We start from the raw sequence: 26,730 nt of genomic DNA on the forward strand, positions 1-26,730 counted from the left end.
CCCAATTCCTCGACTTCCTATTTTTCGTATCCGTTTGCTTTTTGAACTTTACTTACATTTTCTTGATGTTGCTGATATGACTTCGTATAGTAGATCTTACCTGTCTTCATATTGGCAACAAAGTACAAGTATCCCTTATCCCGGTCTTTTGGATAAAGAACCGCCTTGACCGCATTGATTGGCGGATTATTAACTGGTCCTGGTCCTAAGCCATTATTTTGATACAGGTTATATGGTGAATTAACCTTCAAATCATCATATGAAATGTTTTGTTGATGTTTCCCCAATGCATATGACACTGACACATCCGTTTGTAATTTCATATTCTTTTGCAGCCGGTTTTCAAATACCCCGGCAATCATTTCCAAGCTTTCCTGATTTGTTCCTTCACCTTGAACAAGGGAAGCCAACGTCAAAGCTTGTTGAACTGACATGTGATCATCTTTGATCTTTTGGTAGTATGGTTGCATTTCTTGATTTTCCTTGGCAACCATTTGTTCAACTAATTGCTTCAAAGTTTCATTTTTTGAAACCGAGTACGTTGCCGGATATAAGTAACCTTCAAGTTGATACTTAACATCCTTGGCACCAACCGCTGATGAAAGCAGATCAGGATACTTCTTCTTTAATTCATTTAAAAATTGCTGATCATTAAGCAAATTCAAAAAGTCTTGTTTTTTGAATTTCGTATTCTTTTGAATCACGTCACCGATTTGATCAGCCGTAACCCCTTCGCGTACCAGAACTTTGCCGGAACCGATTGGGGTGCTTGAACCGCCCTTTTGCAATTCCGTTGCGATCTGGGCCAAAGTCATTGACGGTTTAAAATCATAGTAACCGGCTTTGAATGCTGCCAGTTGTTTTGACTTAACATAGTAATTGAAGACGAAACCGCTGCGGATAACGCCTTTCTTTTGTAAAATATCGCCAATTTGTTTGTCTGTACTTCCAATCGGAACCTTAACTTCAATTGATTCATTTGAAGTTGGGTCAAGCGGTTTAAGCGACCGTTGAACATACCGGTAACCTAAGAAACAGAAAAAGAGAATTACAACGACCAGCACGCCGATCGTCCAGTGAATAATTCGTTTCGCTGAACTTGGAGCTTCCTTGGCAACGTGGGAAGTTGACTTCGTCTTCGCTGTTTCAACCCGTGATGGCGTCGTTGATGGTTGCTTTTCCGCCTTCGAATTTGATTCTGGTTGATGTTGTTGATTATTTTGAGTCAAAATATTCCTCCTCAAGATTTTGCTTGAATCAAGCTAAAGTCTTATCCTTAATCAATTACCGAACGGTGACTTCAAGTTCTTCTTGAAGTTTCTTAACAACCTTATCAAATGCTTGGTTAATTTCATCATCGCTCAATGTTCCTTCACTGTTACGGTATACAAGGGTATAAGCCAATGACTTGAAGCCGTCATCGATCTTTTCACCTTGGTACAGATCAAAGAGCTTAATGTCAGCTAAGAAGCGGCCGCCATTTTGCTTGATCGATTCAACGATTTGGTCATTTGTAATTTCGTTTGGAACAAGCAATGCAATATCGCGGGTGACTTCCGGATACTTCGAAACTGGGACGTATGTTTCAGCATTCTTTGGCAAGTCGATCAGTTTTTGCAAGTCTAATTCAAAGACATAAGTTGGTTTGATCTTCAATTCCTTAGCAAGACTTGGGTGAACTTCCCCGATCAAGCCGACTAATTCATCATTGACGTAGATCTTGGCTGTCCGACCTGGGTGCATTTCTTCGTATTCAGCAGTTGCTTCATACCGAATTCCATCTGTAATTCCAAGAGAGTTCATCAAGTATTCAACGATTCCCTTTGTTAAGTAGAAATCAACCGGCTTCTTGGCATCGTGCCATGTTGCTTCATGGAATAATCCCGTTAATGCGCCAGCAATGTGTTCGATATCATTTGGCCGTTCAGCATCCTTTTCCCGTAAGAAAACCCGTCCTTGTTCGTACAGTGCAACATCATTGACTTTCCGGGCTTGGTTATATGCTACGTCATCTAACAAGCCGCTGATCAAGTTCATCCGCAATGTTGTATGGTCTGAACTCATCGGGAAGTCAAGTTGGGTCATTTCAGCTTCATCGAGCATAAAACGTTTGGCTTTTAATTCCGTTGTCAATCCGTATGAAATTGCTTGACTTAATCCTGCACTTTCAAGAATTGCGCGCGCATCCCGGATAATCTTTTGAGCCTTTGTATAGTGGCCTTCCGTTAACGGCATGGTTGGTAACGTTGTTGGAATATTGTCATAACCGTAGATCCGGGCAACTTCTTCAATTAAGTCTGCTTGGATCGCAATATCCCAGCGGCGTGGAGGAACGCTCACCGTTAATGTGCCGGTTTCATCCTTCGCAACTCCAAATCCGAGTTGTTCAAAGATGCCCACAATGGCTTCATCCGTTAAGTCCGTTCCTAAAACCTTGTTGATCCGTTCTGGCATGATTTCAACATCCACGTTTTCAGGATCAACATGGTTGATTTCCAATGTTCCGCTAACAACTTGACCATCACCAAATTCAGCAATCATTTGGGCAGCAGCATCCAATGCTTCTTGAACCGTTGCAACGTTGATTCCGCGTTCGAACCGTTGGGATGCTTCTGAATGCAGGTTTTCGCGCCGGGCAGTCTTCCGAATCTTTGATGAATTAAAGATTGCGGCTTCTAAAACAACGGTTTGCGTCTTATCAGAAACTTCGGTATCTTCGCCGCCCATTACGCCGGCAAGGGCAATTGCGCGGTCACCGTCAGCAATTACTAAGTCCGTTGCCTTTAATTCACGTTCTTCATCATCAAGGGTCGTCAATTTTTCACCTTCATTAGCTAAGCGCACCGTTAACTTCTTTGAATCAAATTTATCATAATCAAAAGCATGCAATGGTTGACCATAGTCCATCAAAATGTAGTTTGTAACGTCAACCACGTTATTGATTGGCCGAATACCGGCATTCCATAACCGTTTTTGCATCCACATCGGACTTGGCTTGATCGTCACGTCCTTAACCATCCGTAACTTGTATGGCGCAACTAATTCTTGATCAGCGTCTTCAAGGCTTAATAAGTCTTCGATCTTTGAAGAAACGTCTTCCTTAACCGTTGGATGCGGAAGTGAAACTTGACGGTCATAAATTGCTGCCACTTCATGAGCAACCCCACGCATGCTTAACATGTCGCCACGGTTGGGCGTGATGTCAACATCAATGATGCTTTCATCCATTCCAAGGTAATCCCAAACTGGTTCGCCCGGAACAGCATCTTCTGGTAAAACGTAAATTCCATCAGCAAATTCCTTAGGAACAACTGCATCCGGGAAGCCGATTTCTTGTAACCCGCAAATCATTCCCATTGAAAGTTCGCCACGCATCTTGCTTTTCTTGATCTTAATGTGGCCGGCGATCCATGAGTTTGGTAACGCAACGATTACATTTTGACCTGCAGCAACATTTGGTGCCCCGCAGACGATTTGATATGGTTCTTCATCGCCAACATCGACTTGGCAAATGTGCAGGTGGTCTGAATTCGGATGCGGCACACATTCTAAGATGTGACCAACAACAATTTTCTTTTGACCGTCTGCGCGCCGAGAAACGCCATCAACTTCAACGGCTGTGCGTTCAATTTTTTCGCCGAGTTCTTCTGGTTTTAAATCATCAACTTTAACGTATTCATTAAGCCATTTGGTTGAAACTTTCATTGATTAACACCCTCCTAACCTTTCTGTGAGAATTGATTTAAGAAGCGCATGTCATTCAAGTAGAATTCCCGAATGTCATCAACGCCGTACTTCAACATTGCAAACCGATCTGGGCCTAATCCAAAGGCAAATCCGCCATAAACTTCCGGATCCACGCCAGCCATCTTCAAAACGTTCGGGTGAACCATGCCGGCGCCTAGTACTTCGATCCAGCCGCTGTTCTTGCATACGGCACATCCTTTGCCGCCGCACTTAAAGCATGAAACATCCACTTCGGCAGATGGTTCAGTAAATGGGAAGTAACTTGGACGTAACCGAATTTCACGGTCTTCGCCAAAGATCGTCTTCGCAACTAATTCCAATGTTCCCTTTAAGTCGGCCATTGTAATGTTCTTATCAACCACTAATCCTTCAACTTGGTGGAATTGGTGCGAGTGCGTTGCGTCATCTGTATCCCGTCGGTAAACTTTCCCAGGTGAGATCATCTTTAACGGTCCCTTTGAAAAGTCATGTTTTTCCAATGTCCGGGCTTGAACTGGTGATGTCTGAGTCCGCATTAACGTCTTCTTTGTAATGTAGAACGTATCTTGCATATCACGCGCTGGGTGATCCGGTGGTAAATTCAACATTTCAAAGTTGTAGTGATCTTCTTCGACTTCAGGTCCTTCAATAATTTGGAATCCAAGGCCTAAGAATAACTTTTCAATTTCATCGATAATTTGGACAAGCACATGCGGCTGACCAGCCTTTACCGGAACTCCTGGTAACGTAACATCGATTTTTTCAGCTTCAAGCTTCTTTGCTGTCTTTTCAATTTCAAGTTCATTTAACCGATCCGCAATCGCATTTGCCAATGCATCGCGCACCTTGTTAGCTAAAGCTCCGACTTTTGGTCGTTCTTCCTTGTCTAAATCACGCATTCCGCGCAAAACTTCCGTAATTGGGCCCTTTTTTCCAAGATACTTTACCCGAATATCGTTAACCGCTTTGGTATCATTGGCAGCTTTGATGGCTGCTAACCCTTCAGTTTGTAATTCTTCAAGGCGATCTTGTAAATTCATATGTTTCATTCCTTTCTCAACCACAATTTGCGTAAAAAGAAAAGCCCCATCCCTCAAAAAGGGACGAGGCTTCGCGGTACCACCCTTGTTTTGCCGCTTATCTCCTTTTCCAAAATAAGCAAGCAACACTCACTAAGTCAGATAACGGCCTAACACCGGGCTACCTTCGTCATTTCCCAGTAACCACTCAGGAAGTGAATTCGGTCACGGACAAATTAAACCATTCACACTCTCTGGTTCTCACTGAAATTTACCCATTGACTTACTATTTTCCGTCTACGCTTTTCTAACTAAATAGTCTACCGTGAAACCGGCATTTCGTCAAGGTTAATCTTGATGACAATCCGCAAGTGAATACCATTTATCGGCCCACGTGTGAATTGCATCCATCACGTCTTTCAGGTCACTTCCGCGGTCCGTTAATTCATACACACTGTGCGCTGAATCAGTCGCCGTGTGCTTGATCAATCCTTCATTCTCAAGTTCGCGCAACCGTTCAACTAAAACGCGGTCGCTGCATTTTTTAACTTTGCTTGCAATGTCCTTAAACCGTTGCGGACCTTCGCATAGCAATACTTCGATAATTAAACCGTTCCATTTCCGGCCAAGAATGCTGAAGGTCTTACTAAATTTCGGACATAGATTAAATTCACCATTACAGTCTGCCATTTACTTTCCGCCCTTCAAAAAGAGGCTATGATATTCATCATGGCCTCTTGAATGTTTTTGAGTTCCAACCACAATTAAGTGCTTTGGCGCACTTTTTACTGTGATTATTGTACACTATAACCTTACTTTTGCAAAGTAAATTAGTATGCTGACCGCACCATCCGTTCAACCTTGTCAACAAGGTGATGGCTGTATTCATCAACCGCTGAGATCTTATCAACGGCCGTCACAATAAACCCTTCCGGATATTTCGGAGGAATCAGCGTTGCCCCCCACATGTGCTTGATAATAATGTCTTTTTCTTTGGCAGTTAAAGTCGTAATCTTTTCGGCATTGCGCACGGCTACTCGTGGGTGAATCCAGGCGTGCGTTCCAAGATTAAACTTGGTATCGCGCCAGTCATAATAGAATAAGTCATGCAATAGTCCAGCCCGCGCAACTGCCCGGGCATCGAGATTCATCTTTTTGGCAATCTTGTATGATTCATATGACACCGTGATCACATGATCAAGTCGCGTGCAAAAATGATGCTGTTCATATTCAGATAATTTTTGAACTTCCGGCTTGACTAATAAATTCCCAACGTAACTCATGTATTCCGCATCATTACGCCATTCGTTTTCTTTCATAGAGCCTCACGATCTTTTCATTAAGTTCTTACAATCCATATGCTAACGGGCTTGGTTTCAAAAAGCAAACGTTATAACCGAATTGTATTAATAACTTAACAATCTTAAATAAGATTAATTTGCTTTAAGCTGGAACATCAAAACACCGGCCGCAACCGCGACATTCAATGATTCGGCTTTCCCGATAATTGGAATGTAAAGGTTCAATGATGTTTGTTTCAAAAGATCCTTGTTCATCCCGTTACCTTCATTCCCCATGATCAATGCAAAATCGGCATGCTTGCCGACTTGATCATACGGCCGCGCATCTGGATTTAATTCGGTTCCGAAAACCGGTTTGTTTTGCGCTTTAAAGGCTTTGATCCATGGTTCAAGCGGGGCCGTGACCATCTTCAAATGGAATTGACTGCCCTGCATTGAACGGACGATTTTTGGATTATAAACGTCAGCGGTCCCGTCACCAAAGACGATTCCGCTAAAGCCGGCTGCATCCGCCGTCCGCACCATCGTGCCAATGTTACCGGGATCTTGAACATTATCCATGAAAAGCCATGCGCCAGTAACGTCTTCCGGTGCAATTTCTTGTTGTTCCGGAATCTTGATCACGGCCATGACCCCCTGCGGATGCTTCGTGTCGCTTAAATGCTTGACCACGTTATCCGTAATTTGGATCAAATCAGCACCTTCCGGAACTTCAATTTCTTGCAAATGCTTGAAATCCGGTTGAACCATGATCGTTTCGATCGGTTCATGCGTCCGAATCGCTTCCTTAACAAGGTGCCAGCCGTCAAGCAAATACTTGCCCTGCTTCAAGCGGCCCTTCTTCGTATTCAACTTTGACCATGCTTTAACTTGTGAATTGTTAACTGATGTAATAATCTTCAATTTTGTTTTGATCTCCTCGATGTAAAAATTCCGTTTCCATTATACTATATCAAGTCAGCGAATTTCATCTTTAAAAACAAATGAGGCTGAGAACAATTCTCAACCTCATGATTAATGGGTTCCAAACCATCAAAATGAATGTTTTGGGACACCTTTTCTTCATTTAACCTTTCTTCCGATATCTAACCATTCCCGCCAGCATCAAAATCACGCCGACGACTACTAATCCGTGTTGGGCAAATGAAACACCGGGAACTTTGCCGATAAATGGGAAAAGACATGAAAATAAACTTAATCCGATACAAAAAATCCCGACAACCCAGCAAAAATCTTTTTGTAATAATTCACGCATGTTTTTCACCCTCTTCATTTCAATAGGCATTATATCATTTTATCTGAATTCATTCAGTGATAAGTGCTTGTTATAAATAAGTTGAAAGATAACGTAAATTTTACTTATCAATCTTTTTCGATAAGTTCAGCTAATACCAATCAAACATTGATTTCTTTTGGCATTGTCAGTACAATTTTAGTGATTGAGAGGCTTCAGCGAACCCCTTTTGAAGTCTCCACGTTATAATTAAGGAGTATGCAAATGATTCAAGACGGTTTAATTCCATTTTCACCAAATCAGCAAAACGCAATTTGGATGTTGATCAACGCTGAGTATTATCGGGACGCAATCAATTTAAAGATCAAGGATTTAACGATGAATACCCATGGGATTTTTATTCACGACAACCAGCTCTTTTCAAGCGAAGAACTAGTTTATCTGATCAAATTGATCCAGCAGCCCGCAGCCGATCATTCACACCTGAACCTTGATTTTGATGAAGATGGTAATCTCATTCACTACATCAATAATTACAGCGTTGAAGTTTTGTTTAACGCCTTGCAGGTTAAATTCATCAAACTTCTTTGCCTGTATTTTAATAATTAATAAATTCGAGGCACAGTCATGGCAGCAATCCACAGCGACATTTTAACATTGACGATCAATGAAACTCCGGTTGACTTGACCGCATTTATTGATTTAAACAAAACAACTTTTCTTTCAGATCATCACGGGCGGTGTATCGTTTTTAACGTCCGGCCACCGCAGGAAATCAAAGAGCAACTTAAAATTGTCCCTGACCTGGATGCCATTGACTTCAATGTCCGGTTGAATTACTTTACCGAAATTCCCGGAATCTATAAATCAAATTATGAACTGATCGTTTTCCGGGTCTTCACCGGCGCACAAGCCGCCATCAACGTGATGTATTATGACCGGGCGCGGACTTTCAGCGGCGACCTTGCTTACTGGGAACAGCGGCTGGCAATCAGGTCGGTCGTTTACCAAAGCTATTCAACGGCCAAAGTTTGCACCTTCTATCCGCCAACATTGACTTTCAAGTATCAAAATCAAGTTTACGTTGGCAAGTGCATTGAAAATCCCGGAAAAGGTAAGTACCGGTTCTTCGCCGATGACGGTAAAAAGATCGTTACCCCATATTCGCGCAGTGTGGAGGCCTACGAATTTCGGAAACATTTAAATTTATTAGAATATCAACACTAAAATACCCCCTTCGCTGTAATGGCGAGGGGGTATTTTGATACGCTAATGTTAAAATGTTAATCATAATAATATCTGTTGCAACTTAATCATCATTTGAATCTAATCCTAATTTCAAAATTTCTTCGATTGCAACTAACATTTCTAAATATAATCCTATTGCTTCTTGAATCATAAATGGAAGTAAATTTATTTCTCTTCGCTTTCCGTTATTAGTTAAATAGTCAAACTTATTTGATACTTCCTTTACATTAATTTTTAATTCCAATAAAGAAAAAATTACCGCGATTATATCTACTATTATTGTTAAAACTTTTCCTTTTACAATGAATAACTGACAAACATATATACCTACCATTCCCCAAACCACGGTTTTCTTATTCCTTTTTAAAAATCCACTTATGTTTGAAAATATTGAATATACATATGTCAACATAGTTACTAATATAGCAGGGATAATTTGTCTACCATTTCCTGCCTCAATGATAAAATGAAAAAAGTTTCCCAATGTCATTCCAAACAATATATCGCTTACTAACATTCCAAATATATAATATAAATTCACTACAATAGCAACTAACTTTTTATTGTATATTTTTTTTGTAAAGTATAACGAAAGTAAATATGGGAAAAAAATAATTACTGTGTACTTTACTGCATTATCAACAAATTGATCATTTTTTACTAAGTAAAAAGCTACAATTAACGTAAGCAAAACATTTATGGTTGAAATAATATATGTTCCATAAACAAATTTTCGTCGTTCTTTTCCAACTTCTTTATCTATTCTTTGTTGTCGTTGATCAATTATTTTATATCTCACTGCAATACCTCAATTTAATATGCATCTTGGTACTTATCAATCTGTTTTTTCGTCCAATTAACTTCTGTCTTCTTGACCTGTTTTAATGATTGACGCACTGGTTTGCCATGTTTCCGCATCGTTAACCCGTATTTCGCAGCCAGGGCTTGCCGTTTGCTGAATGGTTCGTTTTCATCTTCTTGATCGATCAAATAATTATAGTCATCACTTGAAATCTTTTTCCCATTAATTCTAACTATCGGAGTGTCAGGATGTGTGTTGTGTAAATCTGAAAGTGAAAATTTATTTGCCGGAACGATTGCAAATTCTACTTTATGAACCCCGCTCACATAATCTGTAAGTGATGATAATTCTGAATTTTCACTTGATTTAATTGATTTATTATATCTGACATTTTCTATAATTGATTGAGAATGCCACTGGACAGCTGTAATTACCGATAAACCTAAAACTAAAAATCCTCCACCAATTAAACCAATTTTAGCAATCAACTTTGATCTCTCTTTTGACAATTCACCTAGCATCAATGCCATAACAATGCCAATCATAATACAAAAAATTAGTCCGGCTAACCCTAAAAAACGCAGACCAAATTCATACTCAAATGTACCATCATTTAAATATGGAACCGACGACAGATGATTAAAAAGCGCACCATAAAGAATATTAACAAGCATTGAATCAATAACTGTATACGAATCTTTATTATCCAGTGCCTTTATCATCAAAAATCCCGGAATTGCCAGGATATAAAGCGGAATTCCGAGTGTAAAAAGAAATCCCCATCCGCTAATATAAGAATCCACCCGATTTACACACCAAAAATAAAATGGAATAAAACAAATTAAGTATAGAATTCCAAGTCTTGAAAAAATTTTATTAGACTTTGAAGAATCTTTCATTTAATTTTCCTCTGTAACTTGATCAATCTGCTTTTCCGTCCAATTAACTTCTGCCTTTTTGACCTGCTTCAATGATTGCCGCGCCGGTTTGCCATGTTTCCGCATCGTTAACCCGTACTTCGCAGCCAAGGCTTGCCGTTTGCTGAATGGTTCATTTTCATCTTCTTGGCCAATCAAATAATTGTAATCATGATTCGAAATTGGTTTCCCGTTAACTTCAATTAAAATCACATTATCTTGAAGATCAGAATTCGTTCCGCATACGTCCGTTGAAGCCAATGTGATTTTCGAAGTTGGAACGACCGCAAACTTTGCCGTTTTAATTCCGACCACATCGGAACTTAAATCTGATAATTGATTGTTTTCAGTTAATTCGCGATTTTTGACGTACTGCGCTTTCATCATTACTAACGTTGAATGGCGTTGAACAAGAGTAAATGCTCCAACTCCGCCAATCAGCCCGCAACTCACGATTGCTGTTATCAATAACGCAATTTTATTCTTTTTCAACGACCATTTTGCGTGGTTGATCAAAATCAACAGAGCGATCCCAAACGCAATACTAATAATCAGGCAGCTTAATGCGATAAAGCGCCAATTGAAAGCGTAGTGGTACTCTACTCCACCTTCGTCATCATAAACAAGTGGACGTTTTAATAATCCGCCGAAAATAAGTAAATAAATAATATTAACAACTACGGAAGCAACTATAACTTCTTTGTTCTTATTTTTTAACGCAATTCCCATTAAAATCTCTGGAACAATAAAAATTACACATACTGTTCCCATAGTAAAAATCAATATCCAAGGACCCGCACCGGTCAAAACATCACGGGCACACCACGTTGAACCAACCAATCCGGTCAAAATATATCCAACTGCTAACCAAACAAATAAATTCTTAAACAGCGGTGAGCGGCCTTTAAAAACTCCGCGTTCATGCTTTTCGTTAATCATTATTACCAATCCGCGTCAACGTAGCATCCTGAAGGTCAACATATAAATGATCACCATCTTTAAGTTGCACCCGATGTTGCCGGTGTTCATCACTTTGAAGCTTCTTCAAACCCGAAAGATTAACAGCACCCCGGCCAATGAATGAGCTGTTAACCGCGTATTCGCCGGCACACTTTCCGGGTTTGATGACATACATTCCCGGTTGAATATCGGCCCCGGCATCATTGCCGACCCGGTATTCGCCGTAGGTAACTTTTCCCTGTTGGGTAATTTTCGGTGAATTGTCTGGTTGGAAGTTGGCATCAAAGTCATTCACGATGATCTGTTGTCCCGCCTGAACATTTAAGTGTTCTGACTTATGAATGCCATTGACCTTGCGTTTGCCGTTTGTAAGAACAAAGTCAAAGTCGTAAGTTGAATTGTAAAGATCACCCGTTCCGTTCTTGGAAGTGACGGTATACTTTCCGGGATTTAAATCTTTTCCGACCTGATATGTACGGTATTGATCAGCGCTGACTTGACCAGAAATCAAGCCAACGCCCAAAATAAATGTTAAGCAACTTAATCCAATTTTTTGAATCCTTTTCATGATGTGATCCCCCTATCTGAATGTTACAAAGTCTTTGTTAGGTGTGGCGTAAAAGACTTGGTCCTTTTGCGTATCGAGGTAAACGTTGAACCGGTCATGATCATAACTTAATTCTTCAACGTGGGCGCCTTGACCTTTATCGTTGCCAAAGTCTTCACCCATTGAACAGTCAGCAATTTGGTCGCCAAAAGCCCATCCTTCGTTCGTGGTGATTTTGCCGTCATGCGCAAGAATTTCATTTAAGGCAAACTCATGATTAAGCAATGAATTATAAACAATTTGCCCGTTCTTTTCATCGCGTTCCGGTTGACCATACATCCGGATAACATCGGCCCGGTTATACTTCGACCAGTCTGGAACCGTGGCGTCAACGTCCCCCGGCTTCGTCTTCTTGCGTTCGACCTTATCCTTCAAGTCCGTCATTTTATGCTGCGGACCAGCCGCCATGACCGAACTTCCTGACAAGAAAAGCATTAAAAATGCCATTAATCCTAAAAACTTTCTTTTCATTTACACTAACTCCTTTAAATTAAATAAGTAAATTTTATCAATTTTAAAGTATTTTGTAAATTAATCTTTGGATTTTGAAAGAAAATCATAAAGTTTAATTTATCAAAAAGAGGCTGCGACTTATGTCACAGCCTCTAACTAAATCATTCCTTTTTCACCGGAACGCCGATCCGCTTGAAGAACTTTTCAACTGTTCCTTGGTATTTGTCCCAGTCAACCAATAAGCTGATATCATGCGGTCCTTTTGGAATCGTTAATAACATTTTGATCGGTGATTTGCATGCCGCGTAGTTTTGATGCGCCATTGAACACGGGACATAGCGGTCATCTTCACCATGAATGATCAAAACCGGTAACTTGGTTTTCTGAACCGCCTGAATTGGCGATGATGCCTCCAAGTTAAAATGCCCGAAAAGTTTGGCACTCAGCTTCACGAACGGATACATGATCGTTGGCGAAAGGTTCATTCGCTGAATAACCTTTTTAATGATGGCTTTCGGCGAAGTGTATGCACTATCGGCCACCACCCCGACAACGTTGACCGGTAATTTCAATTTGGACGCCATTAAGACGGTCGCTGCGCCAAGTGACCCGCCGACCAGAATAATTTTCATCTGCGGGTAACGGTGCGCAATATACTCTGCCCAGGCAACAACGTCGTACCGCTCGTTGATTCCGAATGAGATCACATTACCGTCGCTGTCCCCGGTTGCCCGTTGATCAACGACCAGCATGTTATGCCCTAACCGCCGGGCAATCTGAAATACACCGCCGCAATCATGGATTCCATCGGTTCGATAGCCGTTAAATGCCAGTTCGATCGGTGCATGTTCATCATAAATATATAACCGGCCGCGCAACGTCAATCCATCAAACGATTTGATTGAAACCGCCTCATACGGTTCGTTATTCAACGCATCAACCAGGTGGACCATCGCATGATAGTATGGCTGATATTGTTCGTTTTGCGGTAAATTATACGGATCTTCATGATGACCCGGCTTAACATAAAATGCTGTCCGGTAACAATACATCAAAATCATTAAGATGATCATTAATAATAAAAGCATCTTACTCACCCTCATGTAAACTGTTTTCAATTCCACTATACATCAAATTATATGAATGTTGTCAGAAAAAAGAAAGCTATGACAAATGTCATAGCTTTCTCCCTTAATATTTGATTTAATCTTAAGCGTTAAATGCTGCTTCCAACGGAGGAACAATTTGCTTCTTCCGTGAAACAACACCCGGCAAGTCCATCTTGTTATCTTCAAGCTTCTTGCCGAATGCTTGTTCAACAACTGATTGCGGTTCACCAACAACCAATAACCGTGTATCTGAGTTAAGGATGTTTGTAACCATCAATAAGAACAAGTCATAGCCGTTTTCTTTGTTTTGCTTTTCAATAGCAGCACGCAAGCCATCTTCACGATCAAAGACTTCATTCAAGTCAACGGTGTTGATTTGGTCAACGCGAACTTGAGTACCGTTCATATCAAATGACTTTGCATCTTGTGAAATCAATGTTTCGTCTGACTTGCTTGCAAGATTTGTCCCGGCCTTTAACATATCCAAACCGTACTTTTCATAATCAACGCCAGCAATCTTTGCTAATTCCTTCACGGCAGCAACATCTTCGTCAGTTGTTGTTGGTGATTTCAATAATAATGTATCTGAAATAATTGCTGATAACATCATGCCGGCAATGTTAGCAGGAACTTCAACGCCGTGTTGCTTGAATTCCTTCAAGATAATCGTACTGCTGCATCCAAGCGGTTCAGCATGGTAGTATAATGGAGCTGAAGTTTCAAAGTTCGCGATCCGGTGGTGGTCCACAACATGCGTTACTTGAACGTCTTTAATGTCGGCAACACTTTGTTGAGCTTCGTTGTGGTCGATCAACATTACAGCGTCAACTTCGTTTGAAGCAGTCTTGATTACCCGTGGTGCTGGTTCATTGAAATAATCCAAAACGAATTGGGTTTCTTCGTTTGGTTCGCCTAAAGCAACGGCTTCAGTATCTGCGCCTAATTTATTTTGTAAATATGAGTATGCCTTTGCGGCAACGATTGCATCTGTATCTGGATTCTTGTGTCCAAAAACTAATTCTTTCATCGAAATGCTCCTTTAACTCAATAATAAAATCACTTTAAGGTTATTCCATTTTATTAAGCTCTGTCAAGCGAGAAATGTAGTCTTTTTGGACTAAATATTCATCAAATTCGTCAAGCAAGTTTGAGATCCGTGGAATCCGTTCTTTCCCCTTTCGAAAGACAAATGAAAGCTCAAATTCGATCTTCGGATTAAAGAACGCACTTGCCATCCGATCAATGCCATAGTTATATGCATTCGCACATGACGCCGGCAAAACGGTGCTGACCTTTGCTTCCTTGGCAAAGTGATACAATGCCCGTGATTGGGTAAAGTGCGCAACGCTCTTTGGGGTATTCAACATTGCTTTACGGAATTGTTCATTAATAATATTGCTTAAATAGTAGTTTTGCGGATAATCAACCCATGGCTGATCAACCACGTCTTTCAAATCGATTCGGGTCTTATGAGCAATTTGTTCGTCATGCCCTAAGTAGATCAATTCATCCCGAATAATCGTCTTTTTAACGTAAGGTTTCCAATTTTTAATACTTGAATCTGGAAGGTACATAATTCCAATATCGATCCGGTTATCTTCAAGCTGCTTCCACAACTCGTGCCGGGTCAGTGTGTGGAATGAAACTTCAACATCAGGATGAGACTTGTAATATGAAATTGCAAAGTCAGTAAAGACATCATTTTCAATTGAAGCTAAAATTCCAATGTTCACACGTCCCTGATTAATTTCAGTTGAACGTTGAATTTGATCTGTCGCCTGACTAACAGTTTCATAAATTTGATGAATTGCATCTAACATCGTATAGCCAGCATCAGATAAGTGAAGCTTCTTCCCTACACTATAAAAAAGCGGCGCCCCAATGCTTTTCTCTAACTTCTTGATCTGTTGGGTCAATGCAGGTTGCGAAATTCCTAAAATTTGTGCAGCTTGGGTATAATTCATCGTTTCAGTCAATTGCAGAAAATAATCAAGCGATCTTGATGGCAAAAAGCTGCCCCGCGTGTCTTTCATATCCAAAATTCCTTTCACTCAGCCTAATCTCGTTAACTTTCGGCAGTCAGCGAACGATAATATCAATTAAATATTACCCGGTCTTTTATAGTACCATAAATTCAATAAAAAAAATAGGAAAATTTTTCATTCTATTAAAAATAGCATTTAAATAATGTTTCTTCTGCTAATATTTATTCAAATTGATAATAAAAAATTCACTTATGCTTGTTTTTTAACTAAATTTTATTCAAAATCTAATTGAATGATAACTGAACAATAAAGAATGAATTAAATTATTTGTTAGGCTCATTTTCTAGTCATTATTCCACTTTTCGGGTGCTTTGCGCCATTTTTTCAACGTTTCTAATTGATCTGCGGCAATGTAATTTTCTTCAGTTGCCGCTTCAAGCAATTCAGAGTAATTGGTCAGCGTTGTAAATGAAAGGCCGGCGTGTTTAAAGTTCGCTGATACTGCTGGTAATTGATAACTGAAAATTGCGCCGACGCCGATCACATCGGCGCCTTCATTTTGAGCTGCTTGAACAGCTTTTAACACACTGCCGCCCGTTGAAAGCAGATCATCAATCAGGACTGTTTTCGCATGGGCTGGTAAAACTCCTTCAATTTGTTTTCCGCGTCCATGGTCTTTGGGTTTTGACCGCACATAGATCAACGGTAATCCTAATTCATCCGCAACCCATGCAGCATGCGGAATGCCGGCCGTTACAACTCCGCCGATCACTTCGACATCGGGGAATTCAGCTTTGATTTGCGCTGCTAATCCTTGAGCAATCTGTTTGCGAATTTCAGGGTAACTGATTGTCAACCGGTTATCACAATAAATGGGGCTTTTGATTCCGCTGGCCCATGTAAACGGTTTGTTCGGTGATAATTTCACTGCTTTAATTTTTAATAAGTCTTTTGCAATTTCTTTCATCTTAATTCTCCTTCAACCATTCATTTTTGACCCGTTGATATGCGGCTTGAACGTCGGCTGCTTGGGTGATCGACCGGCCAACAACCAGTCCGTTTGAGTGTTGTTGAGCTGCCTTGCCAGGTGTCATGACCCGTTTTTGGTCGTCAACACTTTCGCCGGCTAACCGAATTCCAGGAGTGATCTTCAAAAAATCTTCCCCGCATGTTTGATACAACATTTGGGCTTCATTGGCAGAACACACAACCCCATCTGCGCCGTTTTGCTGGGCAACCTGCGCATAATGCTTGACACTGTCTTCAAGCGGCACCGTGATCAATTGTTCATCCGTAAGCATTTGCGGCGTAATCGATGTCAACTGGGTAATTGCCAAAATTTTGGCCGGCGCATGCTGGTTACTGCCGGCAAGCATTCCTTCCCTGGCAGCGTGGATCATTGCGGATCCGCCTGCAGCGTGGATCGTGGTTAAATCAACGTGCAACTTTCCAATGACCTTCATTGCCCGTTCAACCGTGTGCGGAATGTCGTGGCATTTCAAATCAAGGAAAATTGAGTAGCCGCGGTCCTTAAGTTCCTTGATCAGTTCCTGCCCTTCACTGTAATACAGTTCCATTCCAACCTTCACAAAGAGGTGTTGGTCACGCGGAAATTGATCAAGGAAATTCAACGTTGTCTGCTTATCTGGAAAATCCAATGCAATAATCGGTTCACTAATCTTCATTTCGAAATTCATTCCTTACTTCTTTTCGTAATTCTTCAAGCGATTCAATGTTCAGTTCATCCATTCGCTGTTCAAGCTGGGCGGCAAGATGCGGGATCACTTCCATATCATCAAAGTGAGCGGCACCAACTCCAACGGCTGAAGCACCTGCCAAAAACATTTCAAGCACATCGTCAACCGTTTCGACCCCGCCGATTCCAATAATCGGTAAATCAGTTACATGCGCAACTTGATAGATCATCCGCACGGCAAGCGGTTTGAGAATGGCACCCGACAAACCGCCCATTCCGTTACCAATCACTGACTGCCGGGTTTCGACATCAATATGTAATCCCAGCAAAGTATTGATCATCGTTAAGCCGTCTGCTCCGCCGCGTTCAGCTGCCTTGGCAATCGCCGTAATGTCCGTTACGTTCGGTGAAAGTTTGACGTAAACCGGAATCGATCCGGTTACTTCCTTCACCTTGCGGGTTACTTCTTCCACGGTTTGCGGGTTCGTTCCAAATGCCATTCCGCCTTCTTGAACATTAGGGCATGAAATGTTGAGTTCCAATGCGTTTAACATGTTGGAATCCGCTAATTTTTGTGCAACGCCCCGGTAATCAGCAACACTTGAACCGCCAATACTGCCCATGATTGGAAGGTCCGGATACTTTTGCCGTAAATACGGTAATTTTTCATTCACAACCGCATCAACCCCAGGATTCGTTAACCCCACCGAGTTGATCACGCCATTTTTCAACATTGCGATCTGCGGATGCGGGTTACCTTTCCGCGCATGCGGCGTCGTCGTTTTAATTACCAAAGCGCCTAATCCATTAAGATCCATTTTTTCAGCAGCGGGAGTATCCCCAAAGCCAAATGTTCCGCTTCCCGGCATTAACGGATTTTTCATCGTTAATCCCGGAAGCTTGACTGTTAATCGTCGATTCATCTGATCTCCCCCTTACAGTGCATTGGTCATAAATGTCCGGTTTTCCATGGCTTTCAACAAGGCATCCGCCGTCCGCAAGGCAGTCAGCAACGGAATGTTGTGTTGAATTGCGGCTTGCCGAATGATAAAGCCGTCCGAATTGTGGGCTTGATCATGACCCATCGTGTTGATTACCAGATCAAGCTTGCGATCTTTAATTTCATTTAACAGGTTTGGTTGAATGTCGTGGATCTTGCCAACCACTTTAGCGTGTAAGCCATTGTCCTGTAAGAACTTCGCCGTTCCTTTAGTGGCTGCGATCTGGTAACCCATCTTTTCAAAGCGCCGGGCAATTTGAAGGGCTTCTTGCTTATTGCGGTCATCGATCGTCAACAAGACCGTTCCGGTTTCTGGTAACTGCATTCCAGCCCCTTCAAAGGCCTTGTACAATGCCTTTTCAAATTCGCGGTCGGTTCCCATAACTTCCCCGGTGGACTTCATTTCCGGTCCTAAGTAGCTGTCAACATCGGCTAACTTGTTGAACGAGAAGACCGGTGCTTTAACCGAAACATTTTGGCTTTCAGGAGCTAACCCTGGCTTGTATCCTTGTTGAACAAGAGATTCACCCATAATCGCCCGGGTTGCGACTTGCGCCATTGGGATCCCGGTGATCTTGCTTAAAAACGGCACTGTCCGACTTGCCCGCGGGTTAACTTCAAGAACATAAACTTCGCCGTGATGAACGATGAATTGAATGTTCATAATGCCGACACACTTCAGTTCGATCGCTAGTTTAGCCGTAATTTCAACGATTTGTTCCTTGATCTTTTGACTGAATGATTGCGGCGGGTAAACGGCCATTGAGTCTCCAGAGTGAATTCCGGCTTGTTCAATGTGTTCCATGATTCCTGGAATCAAAACATTTTCACCGTCACAGATGGCATCAACTTCACATTCTTTTCCTTCAAGGTAGGCATCGACCAAAATTGGGTGGTCGCCGTTTGCCGGGGCGTGCTGACTTAAGTATTCATCAAGTTCATCATCGGAATAAATGATTTCCATTGCTCGGCCACCAAGAACGTAACTTGGTCGTACAAGAACCGGATAACCTAACCGGTGGGCAATTTCTTTAACCTGTTCCGGGGTGGTTGCCGTATCGCCTTGCGGTTGCTTCAATCCAAGTTTCTTGATTGCTTGATCGAACAATTCACGGTCTTCGGCCCGGTCAAGATCCTTCACGGTCGTTCCTAATACCCGCACACCGTGTGCATCCAATCCGGCAGCCAGGTTGATTGCAGTTTGACCACCAAACTGAAGAATGACACCTTCTGGTTGTTCAAGGTCGATCACATTCAAGACATCTTCAAGGGTCAATGGTTCAAAGTACAACTTATCGGATACCGAAAAGTCCGTTGAAACCGTTTCGGGGTTCGAATTCATAACGATTGCTTCATAACCAAGCTTTTGCAAAGCCTTAACACAGTGAACCGTTGCGTAGTCAAATTCAACCCCCTGACCGATTCGGATCGGGCCGGAACCGATAACCAGTACTGATTTTTGATCTGACTTGCAGCTTTCGTTTTCTTCATCATATGTACTGTAAAAATATGGCGTTTCAGATGCAAATTCGGCAGCACAGGTATCAACCATCTTGTATACCGGAACTACGTGGTTGTCCAACCGGAATTGCCGGACATCATCAGGCGTTGTCTGCCATAACTTTGCAATCGTTAAATCACTGAAGCCATAACGTTTAGCTTTCTTCAACGTTTCAAGATCATTGACATTTGCAGCAAGATCCTTTTCAATTTCCACAATGTGGATTAAAACATCAAGGAAGTAGCGGTCGATCTTGGTTAATTCATGAACTTCTTCAAGACTATATCCTCGCCGAAAAGCTTCTGCCAAATAAAAGATTCGGTCGTCTTGGGCGTTGACTAACCGATTTTCAACTTCTTCATCCGATGCTCGGCGGCATGTTTCAGAAATCAAGTCGTCTTCATCAATTTCCAATGAACGAACCGCTTTTTGAAGGGATTCTTCAAGGTTACGACCTAAAGCCATGACTTCTCCGGTGGCCTTCATTTGACTGCCTAACCGGCGATCAGCATCGCGGAACTTATCAAATGGCCAGCGCGGAATCTTCGTAACAACGTAGTCCAATGCCGGTTCAAATTCCGCAAAGGTCGTTTCGGTGACGGGGTTCTTGATTTCATCAAGGGTCAAGCCGACCGCGATCTTAGCTGCCAACTTGGCGATTGGGTAACCAGTGGCCTTGGAAGCCAACGCTGATGACCGTGAAACCCGCGGGTTAACTTCAATGATGTAATACTGGTAACTCTTCGGATCCAACGCAAGCTGAACGTTGCAGCCACCTTCGATCTTCAATGCGCGGATCAATTTCAATGAGCAATCGCGCAGCATTTCATAATCACGATCTGATAATGTTTGGGTTGGCGCAACCACGATCGAATCGCCGGTATGCGTTCCAACCGGGTCAACGTTTTCCATTGAGCAAACGACCATTGCATTATCCGCTGCATCGCGCATTACTTCAAATTCAATTTCTTTAAACCCGGCAATTGATTTTTCAATCAAACATTGGGTTGCGGGTGAAAGGTCAAGGCCGTTTGCGGCGATCCGTTCAAGTTCTTCGCGGTTCTTGCACATGCCGCCACCAGTTCCGCCCATCGTGAAGGCTGGGCGCACGATTACCGGATAGCCGATTTCTTCAGCATAATCCGTTGCTTCCTTGACCGTATTGACACTGCGTGAAGGCGGAACGGGTTCATTCAATTCTTTCATCAACGCCTTGAATTTTTCCCGGTCTTCGGCTTCATCAATGGCTTGAAGGTTCGTTCCCAGCAATTCAATGTTGAATTCATCTAAAATGCCGGTTTTGTCCAATTCAATCGCCAAGTTCAATCCGATTTGACCGCCTAAAGTTGGTAAAATCGCATCCGGATATTCTTGCCGAATGATTCGTTCAACCGATTCAACCGTTAACGGTTCAAGGTAAACATGATCGGCAATTTCGTTATCCGTCATGATCGTTGCGGGGTTAGAGTTGACTAACACAACTTCATACCCTTCTTCTTTCAAAGCCAAACATGCTTGCGTTCCGGAATAATCAAATTCAGCCGCCTGGCCAATGATGATTGGACCAGATCCAAGTACCATAATCTTGTGAATATCAGTTCTCTTAGTCATCTTGTTCGCCCCTTCTCTTGTCGATCATTTGCATAAAGTCATCGTACAAACTAACTGCATCGTGCGGCCCCGGAGCTGCATCCGGGTGGAATTGAGTTGAAAATGCCGGATACTTGCGGTGCCGAACGCCTTCGATCGTTCCGTCGTTGATTTCAATGTGGGTCGGCATTAAGTCGGTTCCCTTTAATGATTCCGGATCAACGGCATATCCGTGGTTTTGGGAAGTAAATGCAATTTCACCCGTCGCAATTTCCCGAACCGGGTGGTTGAATCCGCGGTGGCCGAATTTCATCTTGAACGTGTCCGCCCCGTTTGCAAGGCACATTAACTGATGACCTAAGCAAACACCCATGATCGGGACTTTTCCCATAATGCCTTGGATCATCTGGATGGCTTGCGGCAGGCTCTTCGGGTCACCAGGGCCGTTTGAAAGCAAAACGCCATCCGGATGAAGTTGCAAAATTTCTTCCGCCGTTACGGTATACGGCATCACGATCGTATTGCAATTACGTTTAGCTAATTCCCGCAAAATACTGTGCTTGGCGCCAAAGTCAACGACAATCACATTCCGTTCCGTCCCTGGATTTGGATACGGTTGTTTGGTTGAAACCATGTCAACCAGCTGGTCGGTCAAAACCGTTGCCCGTAATTGTTCGATCGTGTGTTCCTTATCTTCGATCGAATTTACAAGGCACCCCTTCATCGTCCCGTGTTCGCGAATGATCTTCGTCAGCCGCCGCGTATCGATTCCGCTGATTCCCGGAATGTGATTTTGTTTCAAAAAGTGATCAAGGGTGTCCTGCTTGCGCCAGTTGCTTGCATACCGGGCCAATTCGCGGCAAACGACCCCGCGGCACTTCGGTTGCAACGATTCATAATCATCAAGGTTGACCCCATAATTTCCAATCAGCGGGTTTGTAAATACTAAAATCTGATCAGCATATGATTGGTCGGTGATTGCTTCTTGGTAACCCGTCATTCCGGTTGAAAAAACAACTTCACCAGTCGTAATGTGACTTGAACCAAATGCTTCGCCTTCAAACACATTTCCGTCTTCCAAAACCAAGTATCGTTTCATCTTAAAGCTCCTTCTCTCGTTGGTATTTAATTTCGCCATCAACAATTGTCATTATCGTTTGCCCGTACAATTCACGTCCCGTAAACGGCGTATTTCTTCCTTTTGATAAATAGTCTGCTTCACTGAATTTGAATGGATGATCTAAATCAAACACCGCAATGTCAGCGGCATCGCCGATCCGCAGCATGCCGGCCCGCGTTAAGTTGAATAATTTTGCGGGTTGCACGGTCAGCCAATCAATCAACTGTTCAAGCGAACACTTACCCGGCTTTACCAAGTGCGTGTACAAACTTGAAAAGGCCGTTTCACTGCCAGTGATTCCGAATGCCGCACCAACCATTCCATGCAGTTTTTCATCATCTGCATGCGGTGCGTGATCAGTGGCAATCATGTCAATCGTTCCGTCAAGCAATCCTTCAATCAGGGCTTCCTGGTCTTCAGCAGTCCGCAACGGCGGATTCATTTTGTAATACGCATCATCCGTCGTGATCATCCCGTCATTTAATAACAAATGATGCGGCGCTGCTTCACAGGTTACGTTGATTCCCATTGACTTGGCGATGCGAATCATCTCCACGCTTTCCTTCGTTGAAACATGGCAGACATGATAATGCACGCCCGTTTTTGCTGCTAAAACCAAATCCCGTGCTAATTGTGAAGATTCACATTCCCCTGGGATTCCGGCTAATCCTAATTTCTCCGCGTTTGCGCCTTCGTTCATCACCCCGTTGAATTTCAGTGAATCATCTTCAACATGTTCCGCCAATGGCAAGTTGACTGCTTGAATCCCCTGCATTGCCTTGTACATTGTGCCGCCATGCTGAACGCCGTGCCCGTCATTACTGAAGCCGCAAACTCCAAGTTGTTGCATTGCTTGATAATCGATCAGTTGATCTGAAGTTAAATCAGCGGTGATCGGAGCGTACTGGTAAACATGCACAACCCCGGTTTGCCGGTTATGCTCCATCATCTGGTGAATCAATTCCGGGGTATTCGGAACCGGATCAACGTTTGCCATCGCACATGTCGTGGTAAAGCCGCCATGCACCGCTGCCATTGTCCCGGTATGAACATCTTCTTTGTATGTTAGACCCGGATCACGGTAATGAACGTGAACGTCAACCAGTCCGGGAACAACGATCTTACCGGTAACATCGACTTCCTGATCGGCGCTACAATTTAACTTGCCAATGGCCTTGATTTTCTGCTCTTCAATCAAAACATCTGCATTGATAAAACTATTATTTTGATAAACTTGACCGTTTTTTAACAATAAGTGCATTATTGAAGCCCTCCAAGATGATTGCCGCGCAAAACCGCTTCGATCATTGCCATCCGCATGAAAACGCCATTTTGCATTTGCCGGAAGAACCGTGATTTTTCAGCTTCAACCAAGTTTGATGAAAGCTCAACATCACGGTTGATCGGACCTGGATGCATGATGATGGCTTCCTTCTTCATTTGTTGGTAACGTTTATTAGTCAAGCCGTATTTTTCGTGGTAGCTGGTTGCTGAGAATTGGTCTTCATTTTCATCGCCGGCATGGCGTTCATGTTGCACCCGCAAAAGCATCGCAACGTTGATTTGATCGATCACATCGTCAAAGTCAACGTGCTTGCCGTACTTATCGAATTGGGAATCGTACCAGTAGTCCGGACCAGCAAAGTACAATTCAGCGCCTAAATGATGAAGGGCTTGCATGTTACTGCGAGCAACCCGGGAACTTGTAATATCCCCAACAATGGCGATCTTTAATCCATCGAAATGGCCGAATTCTTCATAAATCGTCATTAAATCAAGCATGCTTTGAGATGGATGCTGGCCGCTACCGTCGCCCCCGTTCATAATTGCCATGTGGAGGTGTTGATCATCATTTAAATTGATCAATGGTTCGTAGTAATTATTCGTTGAGTGCCGGATCACACTTAATTGAACCCCTAAAGCTTCCAACGTTAATAACGTGTCATATAATGTTTCCCCTTTGTTAACTGATGAATGGCTCGGATCAAACGGAATAACTTGGATTCCTAATTTCCGTTCTGCCATATCAAAACTGGTGTGCGTCCGGGTTGAATTTTCGAAAAAGAGGTTGGCCGCATATACCGGTTCGGTTAAGCTCACTTTCCGGGTTTGATTCTTAAATCCTTCTGCATTGTGGATCAATGTTAAAATTTGATCATTTGTTAAATTTTCAACTGAAACAAAATGGTTAAGTGCAATTTCATTTTCCATGATGATTTCTCTCCTTTATTTTGCGTATCAAAAAACGCCTACCTGAATTTGACTTCAGATAGGCGTTACCCTTTTTATGGTTCTGATTTTGGAATACAGTTATCGATTACAATTATATTTCAGAACAGAATACCAACCGTTTTGCCCTCTCTGGAGTCAATTAAATGGTTAATATAAATGTTTAGTTTTTAATTAAATCAATTCCATCTTTACCGTCGATTTCTTTTACGTAAACGGCAACCTGTTCATCCATCGCTGTTGGAATGTTCTTTCCAATAAAGTCTGGCCGAATTGGAAGTTCACGGTGCCCCCGGTCAACCAATACGGCAAGGTTGATTCGATCTGGCCGGCCTTGATCCATCAAGGCATCCAATGCAGCCCGAATCGTCCGGCCGGTAAAAAGCACATCATCAACTAAGATCACGTGTTTGCCGGTAATGTCGAATTGCAATTGTGAATCCTTTACGACCGGATCATCAGTATGCTTCCGGTCATCCCGGTACATTGAAATGTCAAGTTCGCCAACGGGAACACTTGCACCTTCAAGTTGTTCTAAGCGCTTAGCGATCCGTTGAGCAAGATATGCTCCGCGGGTCTTAATTCCAACGATCACCAGGTTGTCAATTCCTTTGTTGCGTTCGATGATTTCGTAAGTCATCCGGGTAAGGGCCCGTTTGACCGCCATTTCATCATAAATTTCCTTTGCCATATTGATTCCTCCTCAAAAACAAAAGGGCTCAGCCTCTACAAAACTAATTTCGTATCGACTAAGCCAGCTTGCTAACGAACGTTTGCGAACCTTTTTAGCCTCACGGGACTAGTTTCAAGGTCTTTTATCAATTTAAATTTAACCTTTGTGCTGTTGCTTGTCAAGCTTATCCAGCATTTTTTGAAAATTTTCTGGAAGCGGGGCTTCGAAGACCATTTCCTTGCCCGTCCGCGGGTGCTTAAACCCTAATAATGCAGCATGTAAAAACTGCCCATTCTTCCCGATCACCTTGCGCGGACCGTATAACGGATCGCCGACAAGCGGATGCCCAATGTACTTCATATGAACCCGAATTTGATGCGTTCGGCCAGTTTCAAGAATACATTTTACAAGCGTAAAGTTGTCATACCGTTTGATTACCTTAAAGTGGGTCACGGCGTGGCGGCCGCCCTTGACGACCGCTTGCTTTTTGCGATCTTGCGGATTCCGGCCGAGCGGCGCATCGATTGTCCCCTCATCTTCTTTGATCTGACCGTACACCAATGCGAGATATTCCCGCTTATTAGTTTTGTTACGTAACTGCTCAGCTAAACTTTGATGCGCTAAATCATTTTTCGCAACCATCAATAAGCCAGACGTATCCTTATCGATCCGGTGAACGATTCCGGGTCGAAAAGTCCCGTTGATCGTTGATAATGGTGAATGATACAACAAGGCATTGACCAGCGTATGATCCGGATGCCCGGGAGCGGGATGAACCACCATTCCTTGCGGTTTATTGACCACGATCACGTCATCATCTTCATAAACAATATCAAGCGGAATATTTTCCGGTGTCAATTCTAACGATTGCGGTTCAGGTTTGACCAGTGAAATTTTATCGCCAGCCTGCACCTTATATTTCGGTTTCACCGCCTGCCCGTTGACCGTCACATGCCCGTCATTGATCAGATTCTTCAATTGCGAGCGGGTAATTTCCGGTTCAAGGGTCGTTAGCACCTTGTCAATTCTTCCCGTTTGATCAGTAATTACATAATCACTCATTGTCATCACCTGTAAATAACGCAATTATCAGTAAAATCACCCCGACCGTTAATGCACAATCGGCGACGTTAAAAATCGGGAAATTCATAAAATCAAGGGTAAACATATCAACCACGTATCCTAACCGCAACCGGTCAAGAAAGTTACCCAATGTTCCCCCGACCATCAGGGTCAATGCCCAGGCAAACAATCGATCATTCCGATTTTTCTTTAATAAGACAAGCATGACCATCAACGCCGCAACCGTAATCACAAACAGGAGTAACTGCTGTCCTTGAAGAATACTCCATGCCGCGCCATCATTGCGCACATTGCTCAATGAGAGCACATGCGGAATAAAACTGACCGTTGTATCCAGTTTGATGTGGGTCACCACGAGATATTTCACTAACTGGTCAAGTCCGAAAATCATCAGACTGACCGCCAGATAACCAATTAAAGGCATCTTCCTACCTCCGTTTTTAAACTTCGATATTAAGTTTACCTTTTTTTGGATGA

27 protein-coding genes are annotated in these 26,730 nt (G+C 42.6%); 2 read left to right on the forward strand and 25 right to left on the reverse strand.

Translation table 11 applies throughout. From position 1 onward, the window contains the following. Positions 1–17: 17 nt before the first annotated feature. From mltG to Q3C15_RS01335, 7 genes are all read right to left on the reverse strand, one after another. A complete protein-coding gene (mltG, locus tag Q3C15_RS01305) occupies positions 18–1,229 on the reverse strand; it encodes an endolytic transglycosylase MltG (protein WP_368045390.1) in 1,212 nt (403 codons plus the stop codon). Between the two features lie 55 nt (positions 1,230–1,284). Continuing rightward, on the reverse strand, positions 1,285–3,705 hold the full coding sequence (pheT, locus tag Q3C15_RS01310; RefSeq protein WP_302703604.1) for a phenylalanine--tRNA ligase subunit beta: 2,421 nt from the start codon (positions 3,703–3,705) through the stop codon (positions 1,285–1,287). Positions 3,706–3,719: 14 nt separating this feature from the next. Next, entirely contained in the window at positions 3,720–4,766 is a 1,047-nt protein-coding gene (gene pheS, locus Q3C15_RS01315) for a phenylalanine--tRNA ligase subunit alpha (RefSeq protein ID WP_057827358.1), read from the reverse strand. Positions 4,767–5,093: 327 nt separating this feature from the next. Then, positions 5,094–5,435 (reverse strand): helix-turn-helix domain-containing protein, encoded by a 342-nt coding sequence (locus Q3C15_RS01320; protein ID WP_057827357.1) that lies wholly within the window; start codon positions 5,433–5,435, stop codon positions 5,094–5,096. Between the two features lie 140 nt (positions 5,436–5,575). Then, positions 5,576–6,064: an HD domain-containing protein gene (locus Q3C15_RS01325; RefSeq protein ID WP_057827356.1), complete on the reverse strand. Its 489-nt coding sequence runs from the start codon at positions 6,062–6,064 to the stop codon at positions 5,576–5,578. A 114-nt stretch (positions 6,065–6,178) separates the two neighbouring features. Next, entirely contained in the window at positions 6,179–6,949 is a 771-nt protein-coding gene (locus Q3C15_RS01330; RefSeq protein ID WP_057827355.1) for an RNA methyltransferase, read from the reverse strand. Between the two features lie 163 nt (positions 6,950–7,112). After that, positions 7,113–7,301 carry a hypothetical protein gene (locus tag Q3C15_RS01335; protein WP_278851231.1) on the reverse strand — a complete coding sequence of 63 codons (189 nt, stop codon included), beginning with the start codon at positions 7,299–7,301 and terminating at the stop codon, positions 7,113–7,115. A 243-nt stretch (positions 7,302–7,544) separates the two neighbouring features. Between Q3C15_RS01335 and Q3C15_RS01340 the strand changes: the two genes are divergently transcribed. Together Q3C15_RS01340 and Q3C15_RS01345 are read left to right on the forward strand one after the other, a co-directional pair. Beyond that, the gene (locus Q3C15_RS01340) at positions 7,545–7,889 is read left to right on the forward strand and encodes a hypothetical protein (protein ID WP_064207805.1); all 345 of its coding nucleotides are present in this window, start codon (positions 7,545–7,547) and stop codon (positions 7,887–7,889) included. 18 nt (positions 7,890–7,907) lie between these two features. After that, on the forward strand, positions 7,908–8,507 hold the full coding sequence (locus tag Q3C15_RS01345) for a hypothetical protein (RefSeq protein WP_302703609.1): 600 nt from the start codon (positions 7,908–7,910) through the stop codon (positions 8,505–8,507). An 82-nt stretch (positions 8,508–8,589) separates the two neighbouring features. On the opposite strand, the gene Q3C15_RS01350 is transcribed toward Q3C15_RS01345, so the two are convergent. The 18 genes from Q3C15_RS01350 to lspA all read right to left on the reverse strand — a co-directional run bounded on the left by Q3C15_RS01350 (position 8,590) and on the right by lspA (position 26,677). Continuing rightward, positions 8,590–9,327 (reverse strand): hypothetical protein, encoded by a 738-nt coding sequence (locus tag Q3C15_RS01350; protein WP_302703611.1) that lies wholly within the window; start codon positions 9,325–9,327, stop codon positions 8,590–8,592. Between the two features lie 14 nt (positions 9,328–9,341). Continuing rightward, positions 9,342–10,133, reverse strand: a complete 792-nt coding sequence (locus tag Q3C15_RS01355; protein WP_302703613.1) for a hypothetical protein — start codon at positions 10,131–10,133, stop codon at positions 9,342–9,344. Between the two features lie 96 nt (positions 10,134–10,229). Next, positions 10,230–11,186, reverse strand: a complete 957-nt coding sequence (locus Q3C15_RS01360; RefSeq protein ID WP_302703615.1) for a hypothetical protein — start codon at positions 11,184–11,186, stop codon at positions 10,230–10,232. Next, positions 11,179–11,775: a hypothetical protein gene (locus Q3C15_RS01365; RefSeq protein ID WP_302703617.1), complete on the reverse strand. Its 597-nt coding sequence runs from the start codon at positions 11,773–11,775 to the stop codon at positions 11,179–11,181. Before Q3C15_RS01365 ends, Q3C15_RS01360 begins: the two co-directional genes overlap by 8 nt. A 12-nt stretch (positions 11,776–11,787) precedes the next feature. Beyond that, positions 11,788–12,285, reverse strand: a complete 498-nt coding sequence (locus Q3C15_RS01370; protein ID WP_283596531.1) for a DUF4947 domain-containing protein — start codon at positions 12,283–12,285, stop codon at positions 11,788–11,790. Between the two features lie 143 nt (positions 12,286–12,428). Next, complete coding sequence (locus Q3C15_RS01375; protein WP_302703621.1) at positions 12,429–13,355, reverse strand: alpha/beta hydrolase; 927 nt, start codon at positions 13,353–13,355, stop codon at positions 12,429–12,431. A gap of 121 nt (positions 13,356–13,476) precedes the next feature. Further along, positions 13,477–14,403, reverse strand: a complete 927-nt coding sequence (locus Q3C15_RS01380) for a manganese-dependent inorganic pyrophosphatase (RefSeq protein ID WP_057827343.1) — start codon at positions 14,401–14,403, stop codon at positions 13,477–13,479. A 40-nt stretch (positions 14,404–14,443) separates the two neighbouring features. Beyond that, positions 14,444–15,409, reverse strand: coding sequence for a LysR family transcriptional regulator (locus Q3C15_RS01385; protein ID WP_057827539.1), 966 nt, complete (start codon positions 15,407–15,409; stop codon positions 14,444–14,446). Positions 15,410–15,704: 295 nt separating this feature from the next. Continuing rightward, the gene (gene pyrE, locus Q3C15_RS01390; protein ID WP_283573201.1) at positions 15,705–16,328 is read right to left on the reverse strand and encodes an orotate phosphoribosyltransferase; all 624 of its coding nucleotides are present in this window, start codon (positions 16,326–16,328) and stop codon (positions 15,705–15,707) included. A gap of 1 nt (position 16,329) precedes the next feature. Beyond that, the gene (pyrF, locus tag Q3C15_RS01395; RefSeq protein WP_283573202.1) at positions 16,330–17,046 is read right to left on the reverse strand and encodes an orotidine-5'-phosphate decarboxylase; all 717 of its coding nucleotides are present in this window, start codon (positions 17,044–17,046) and stop codon (positions 16,330–16,332) included. Further along, the gene (locus tag Q3C15_RS01400; protein ID WP_204778746.1) at positions 17,036–17,980 is read right to left on the reverse strand and encodes a dihydroorotate dehydrogenase; all 945 of its coding nucleotides are present in this window, start codon (positions 17,978–17,980) and stop codon (positions 17,036–17,038) included. The genes pyrF and Q3C15_RS01400 overlap by 11 nt, the downstream gene beginning before the upstream one ends. A gap of 12 nt (positions 17,981–17,992) precedes the next feature. Beyond that, on the reverse strand, positions 17,993–21,169 hold the full coding sequence (gene carB / locus Q3C15_RS01405) for a carbamoyl-phosphate synthase large subunit (protein ID WP_302703633.1): 3,177 nt from the start codon (positions 21,167–21,169) through the stop codon (positions 17,993–17,995). Further along, positions 21,162–22,247, reverse strand: coding sequence for a carbamoyl phosphate synthase small subunit (locus Q3C15_RS01410; RefSeq protein ID WP_278851260.1), 1,086 nt, complete (start codon positions 22,245–22,247; stop codon positions 21,162–21,164). Before Q3C15_RS01410 ends, carB begins: the two co-directional genes overlap by 8 nt. A 1-nt stretch (position 22,248) precedes the next feature. After that, positions 22,249–23,529 (reverse strand): dihydroorotase, encoded by a 1,281-nt coding sequence (locus Q3C15_RS01415; RefSeq protein ID WP_204778740.1) that lies wholly within the window; start codon positions 23,527–23,529, stop codon positions 22,249–22,251. Then, the gene (locus tag Q3C15_RS01420) at positions 23,529–24,479 is read right to left on the reverse strand and encodes an aspartate carbamoyltransferase catalytic subunit (protein WP_302703635.1); all 951 of its coding nucleotides are present in this window, start codon (positions 24,477–24,479) and stop codon (positions 23,529–23,531) included. The genes Q3C15_RS01415 and Q3C15_RS01420 overlap by 1 nt, the downstream gene beginning before the upstream one ends. Positions 24,480–24,660: 181 nt before the next feature. Beyond that, complete coding sequence (gene pyrR / locus Q3C15_RS01425; protein ID WP_057827336.1) at positions 24,661–25,188, reverse strand: bifunctional pyr operon transcriptional regulator/uracil phosphoribosyltransferase PyrR; 528 nt, start codon at positions 25,186–25,188, stop codon at positions 24,661–24,663. Between the two features lie 138 nt (positions 25,189–25,326). Next, complete coding sequence (locus tag Q3C15_RS01430; RefSeq protein ID WP_283599015.1) at positions 25,327–26,232, reverse strand: RluA family pseudouridine synthase; 906 nt, start codon at positions 26,230–26,232, stop codon at positions 25,327–25,329. Beyond that, the gene (lspA, locus tag Q3C15_RS01435) at positions 26,225–26,677 is read right to left on the reverse strand and encodes a signal peptidase II (protein ID WP_302703636.1); all 453 of its coding nucleotides are present in this window, start codon (positions 26,675–26,677) and stop codon (positions 26,225–26,227) included. The genes Q3C15_RS01430 and lspA overlap by 8 nt, the downstream gene beginning before the upstream one ends. Positions 26,678–26,730: the final 53 nt, after the last annotated feature.

Source organism: Ligilactobacillus sp. 110_WCHN, assembly GCF_030518115.1.
GTDB classification, from domain to species: Bacteria; Bacillota; Bacilli; order Lactobacillales; family Lactobacillaceae; genus Ligilactobacillus; species Ligilactobacillus aviarius_C.

Coding starts and splice junctions, on each gene's coding strand:
- Q3C15_RS01320 (WP_057827357.1), bottom strand. CDS start 5,435: ATGGCAGACTGTAATGGTGAATTTAATCTATGTCCGAAATTTAGTAAG.
- Q3C15_RS01360 (WP_302703615.1), bottom strand. CDS start 11,186: ATGATTAACGAAAAGCATGAACGCGGAGTTTTTAAAGGCCGCTCACCG.
- Q3C15_RS01340 (WP_064207805.1), top strand. CDS start 7,545: ATGATTCAAGACGGTTTAATTCCATTTTCACCAAATCAGCAAAACGCA.
- Q3C15_RS01335 (WP_278851231.1), bottom strand. CDS start 7,301: ATGCGTGAATTATTACAAAAAGATTTTTGCTGGGTTGTCGGGATTTTT.
- Q3C15_RS01370 (WP_283596531.1), bottom strand. CDS start 12,285: ATGAAAAGAAAGTTTTTAGGATTAATGGCATTTTTAATGCTTTTCTTG.
- Q3C15_RS01400 (WP_204778746.1), bottom strand. CDS start 17,980: ATGAATCGACGATTAACAGTCAAGCTTCCGGGATTAACGATGAAAAAT.
- carB (WP_302703633.1), bottom strand. CDS start 21,169: ATGACTAAGAGAACTGATATTCACAAGATTATGGTACTTGGATCTGGT.
- pyrR (WP_057827336.1), bottom strand. CDS start 25,188: ATGGCAAAGGAAATTTATGATGAAATGGCGGTCAAACGGGCCCTTACC.
- Q3C15_RS01325 (WP_057827356.1), bottom strand. CDS start 6,064: ATGAAAGAAAACGAATGGCGTAATGATGCGGAATACATGAGTTACGTT.
- Q3C15_RS01430 (WP_283599015.1), bottom strand. CDS start 26,232: ATGAGTGATTATGTAATTACTGATCAAACGGGAAGAATTGACAAGGTG.
- Q3C15_RS01385 (WP_057827539.1), bottom strand. CDS start 15,409: ATGAAAGACACGCGGGGCAGCTTTTTGCCATCAAGATCGCTTGATTAT.
- lspA (WP_302703636.1), bottom strand. CDS start 26,677: ATGCCTTTAATTGGTTATCTGGCGGTCAGTCTGATGATTTTCGGACTT.
- Q3C15_RS01420 (WP_302703635.1), bottom strand. CDS start 24,479: ATGGAAAATGAAATTGCACTTAACCATTTTGTTTCAGTTGAAAATTTA.
- pyrE (WP_283573201.1), bottom strand. CDS start 16,328: ATGAAAGAAATTGCAAAAGACTTATTAAAAATTAAAGCAGTGAAATTA.
- Q3C15_RS01375 (WP_302703621.1), bottom strand. CDS start 13,355: ATGCTTTTATTATTAATGATCATCTTAATGATTTTGATGTATTGTTAC.
- Q3C15_RS01380 (WP_057827343.1), bottom strand. CDS start 14,403: ATGAAAGAATTAGTTTTTGGACACAAGAATCCAGATACAGATGCAATC.
- pyrF (WP_283573202.1), bottom strand. CDS start 17,046: ATGAAGATTAGTGAACCGATTATTGCATTGGATTTTCCAGATAAGCAG.
- pheT (WP_302703604.1), bottom strand. CDS start 3,705: ATGAAAGTTTCAACCAAATGGCTTAATGAATACGTTAAAGTTGATGAT.
- Q3C15_RS01365 (WP_302703617.1), bottom strand. CDS start 11,775: ATGAAAAGGATTCAAAAAATTGGATTAAGTTGCTTAACATTTATTTTG.
- pheS (WP_057827358.1), bottom strand. CDS start 4,766: ATGAATTTACAAGATCGCCTTGAAGAATTACAAACTGAAGGGTTAGCA.
- Q3C15_RS01410 (WP_278851260.1), bottom strand. CDS start 22,247: ATGAAACGATACTTGGTTTTGGAAGACGGAAATGTGTTTGAAGGCGAA.
- Q3C15_RS01345 (WP_302703609.1), top strand. CDS start 7,908: ATGGCAGCAATCCACAGCGACATTTTAACATTGACGATCAATGAAACT.
- Q3C15_RS01415 (WP_204778740.1), bottom strand. CDS start 23,529: ATGCACTTATTGTTAAAAAACGGTCAAGTTTATCAAAATAATAGTTTT.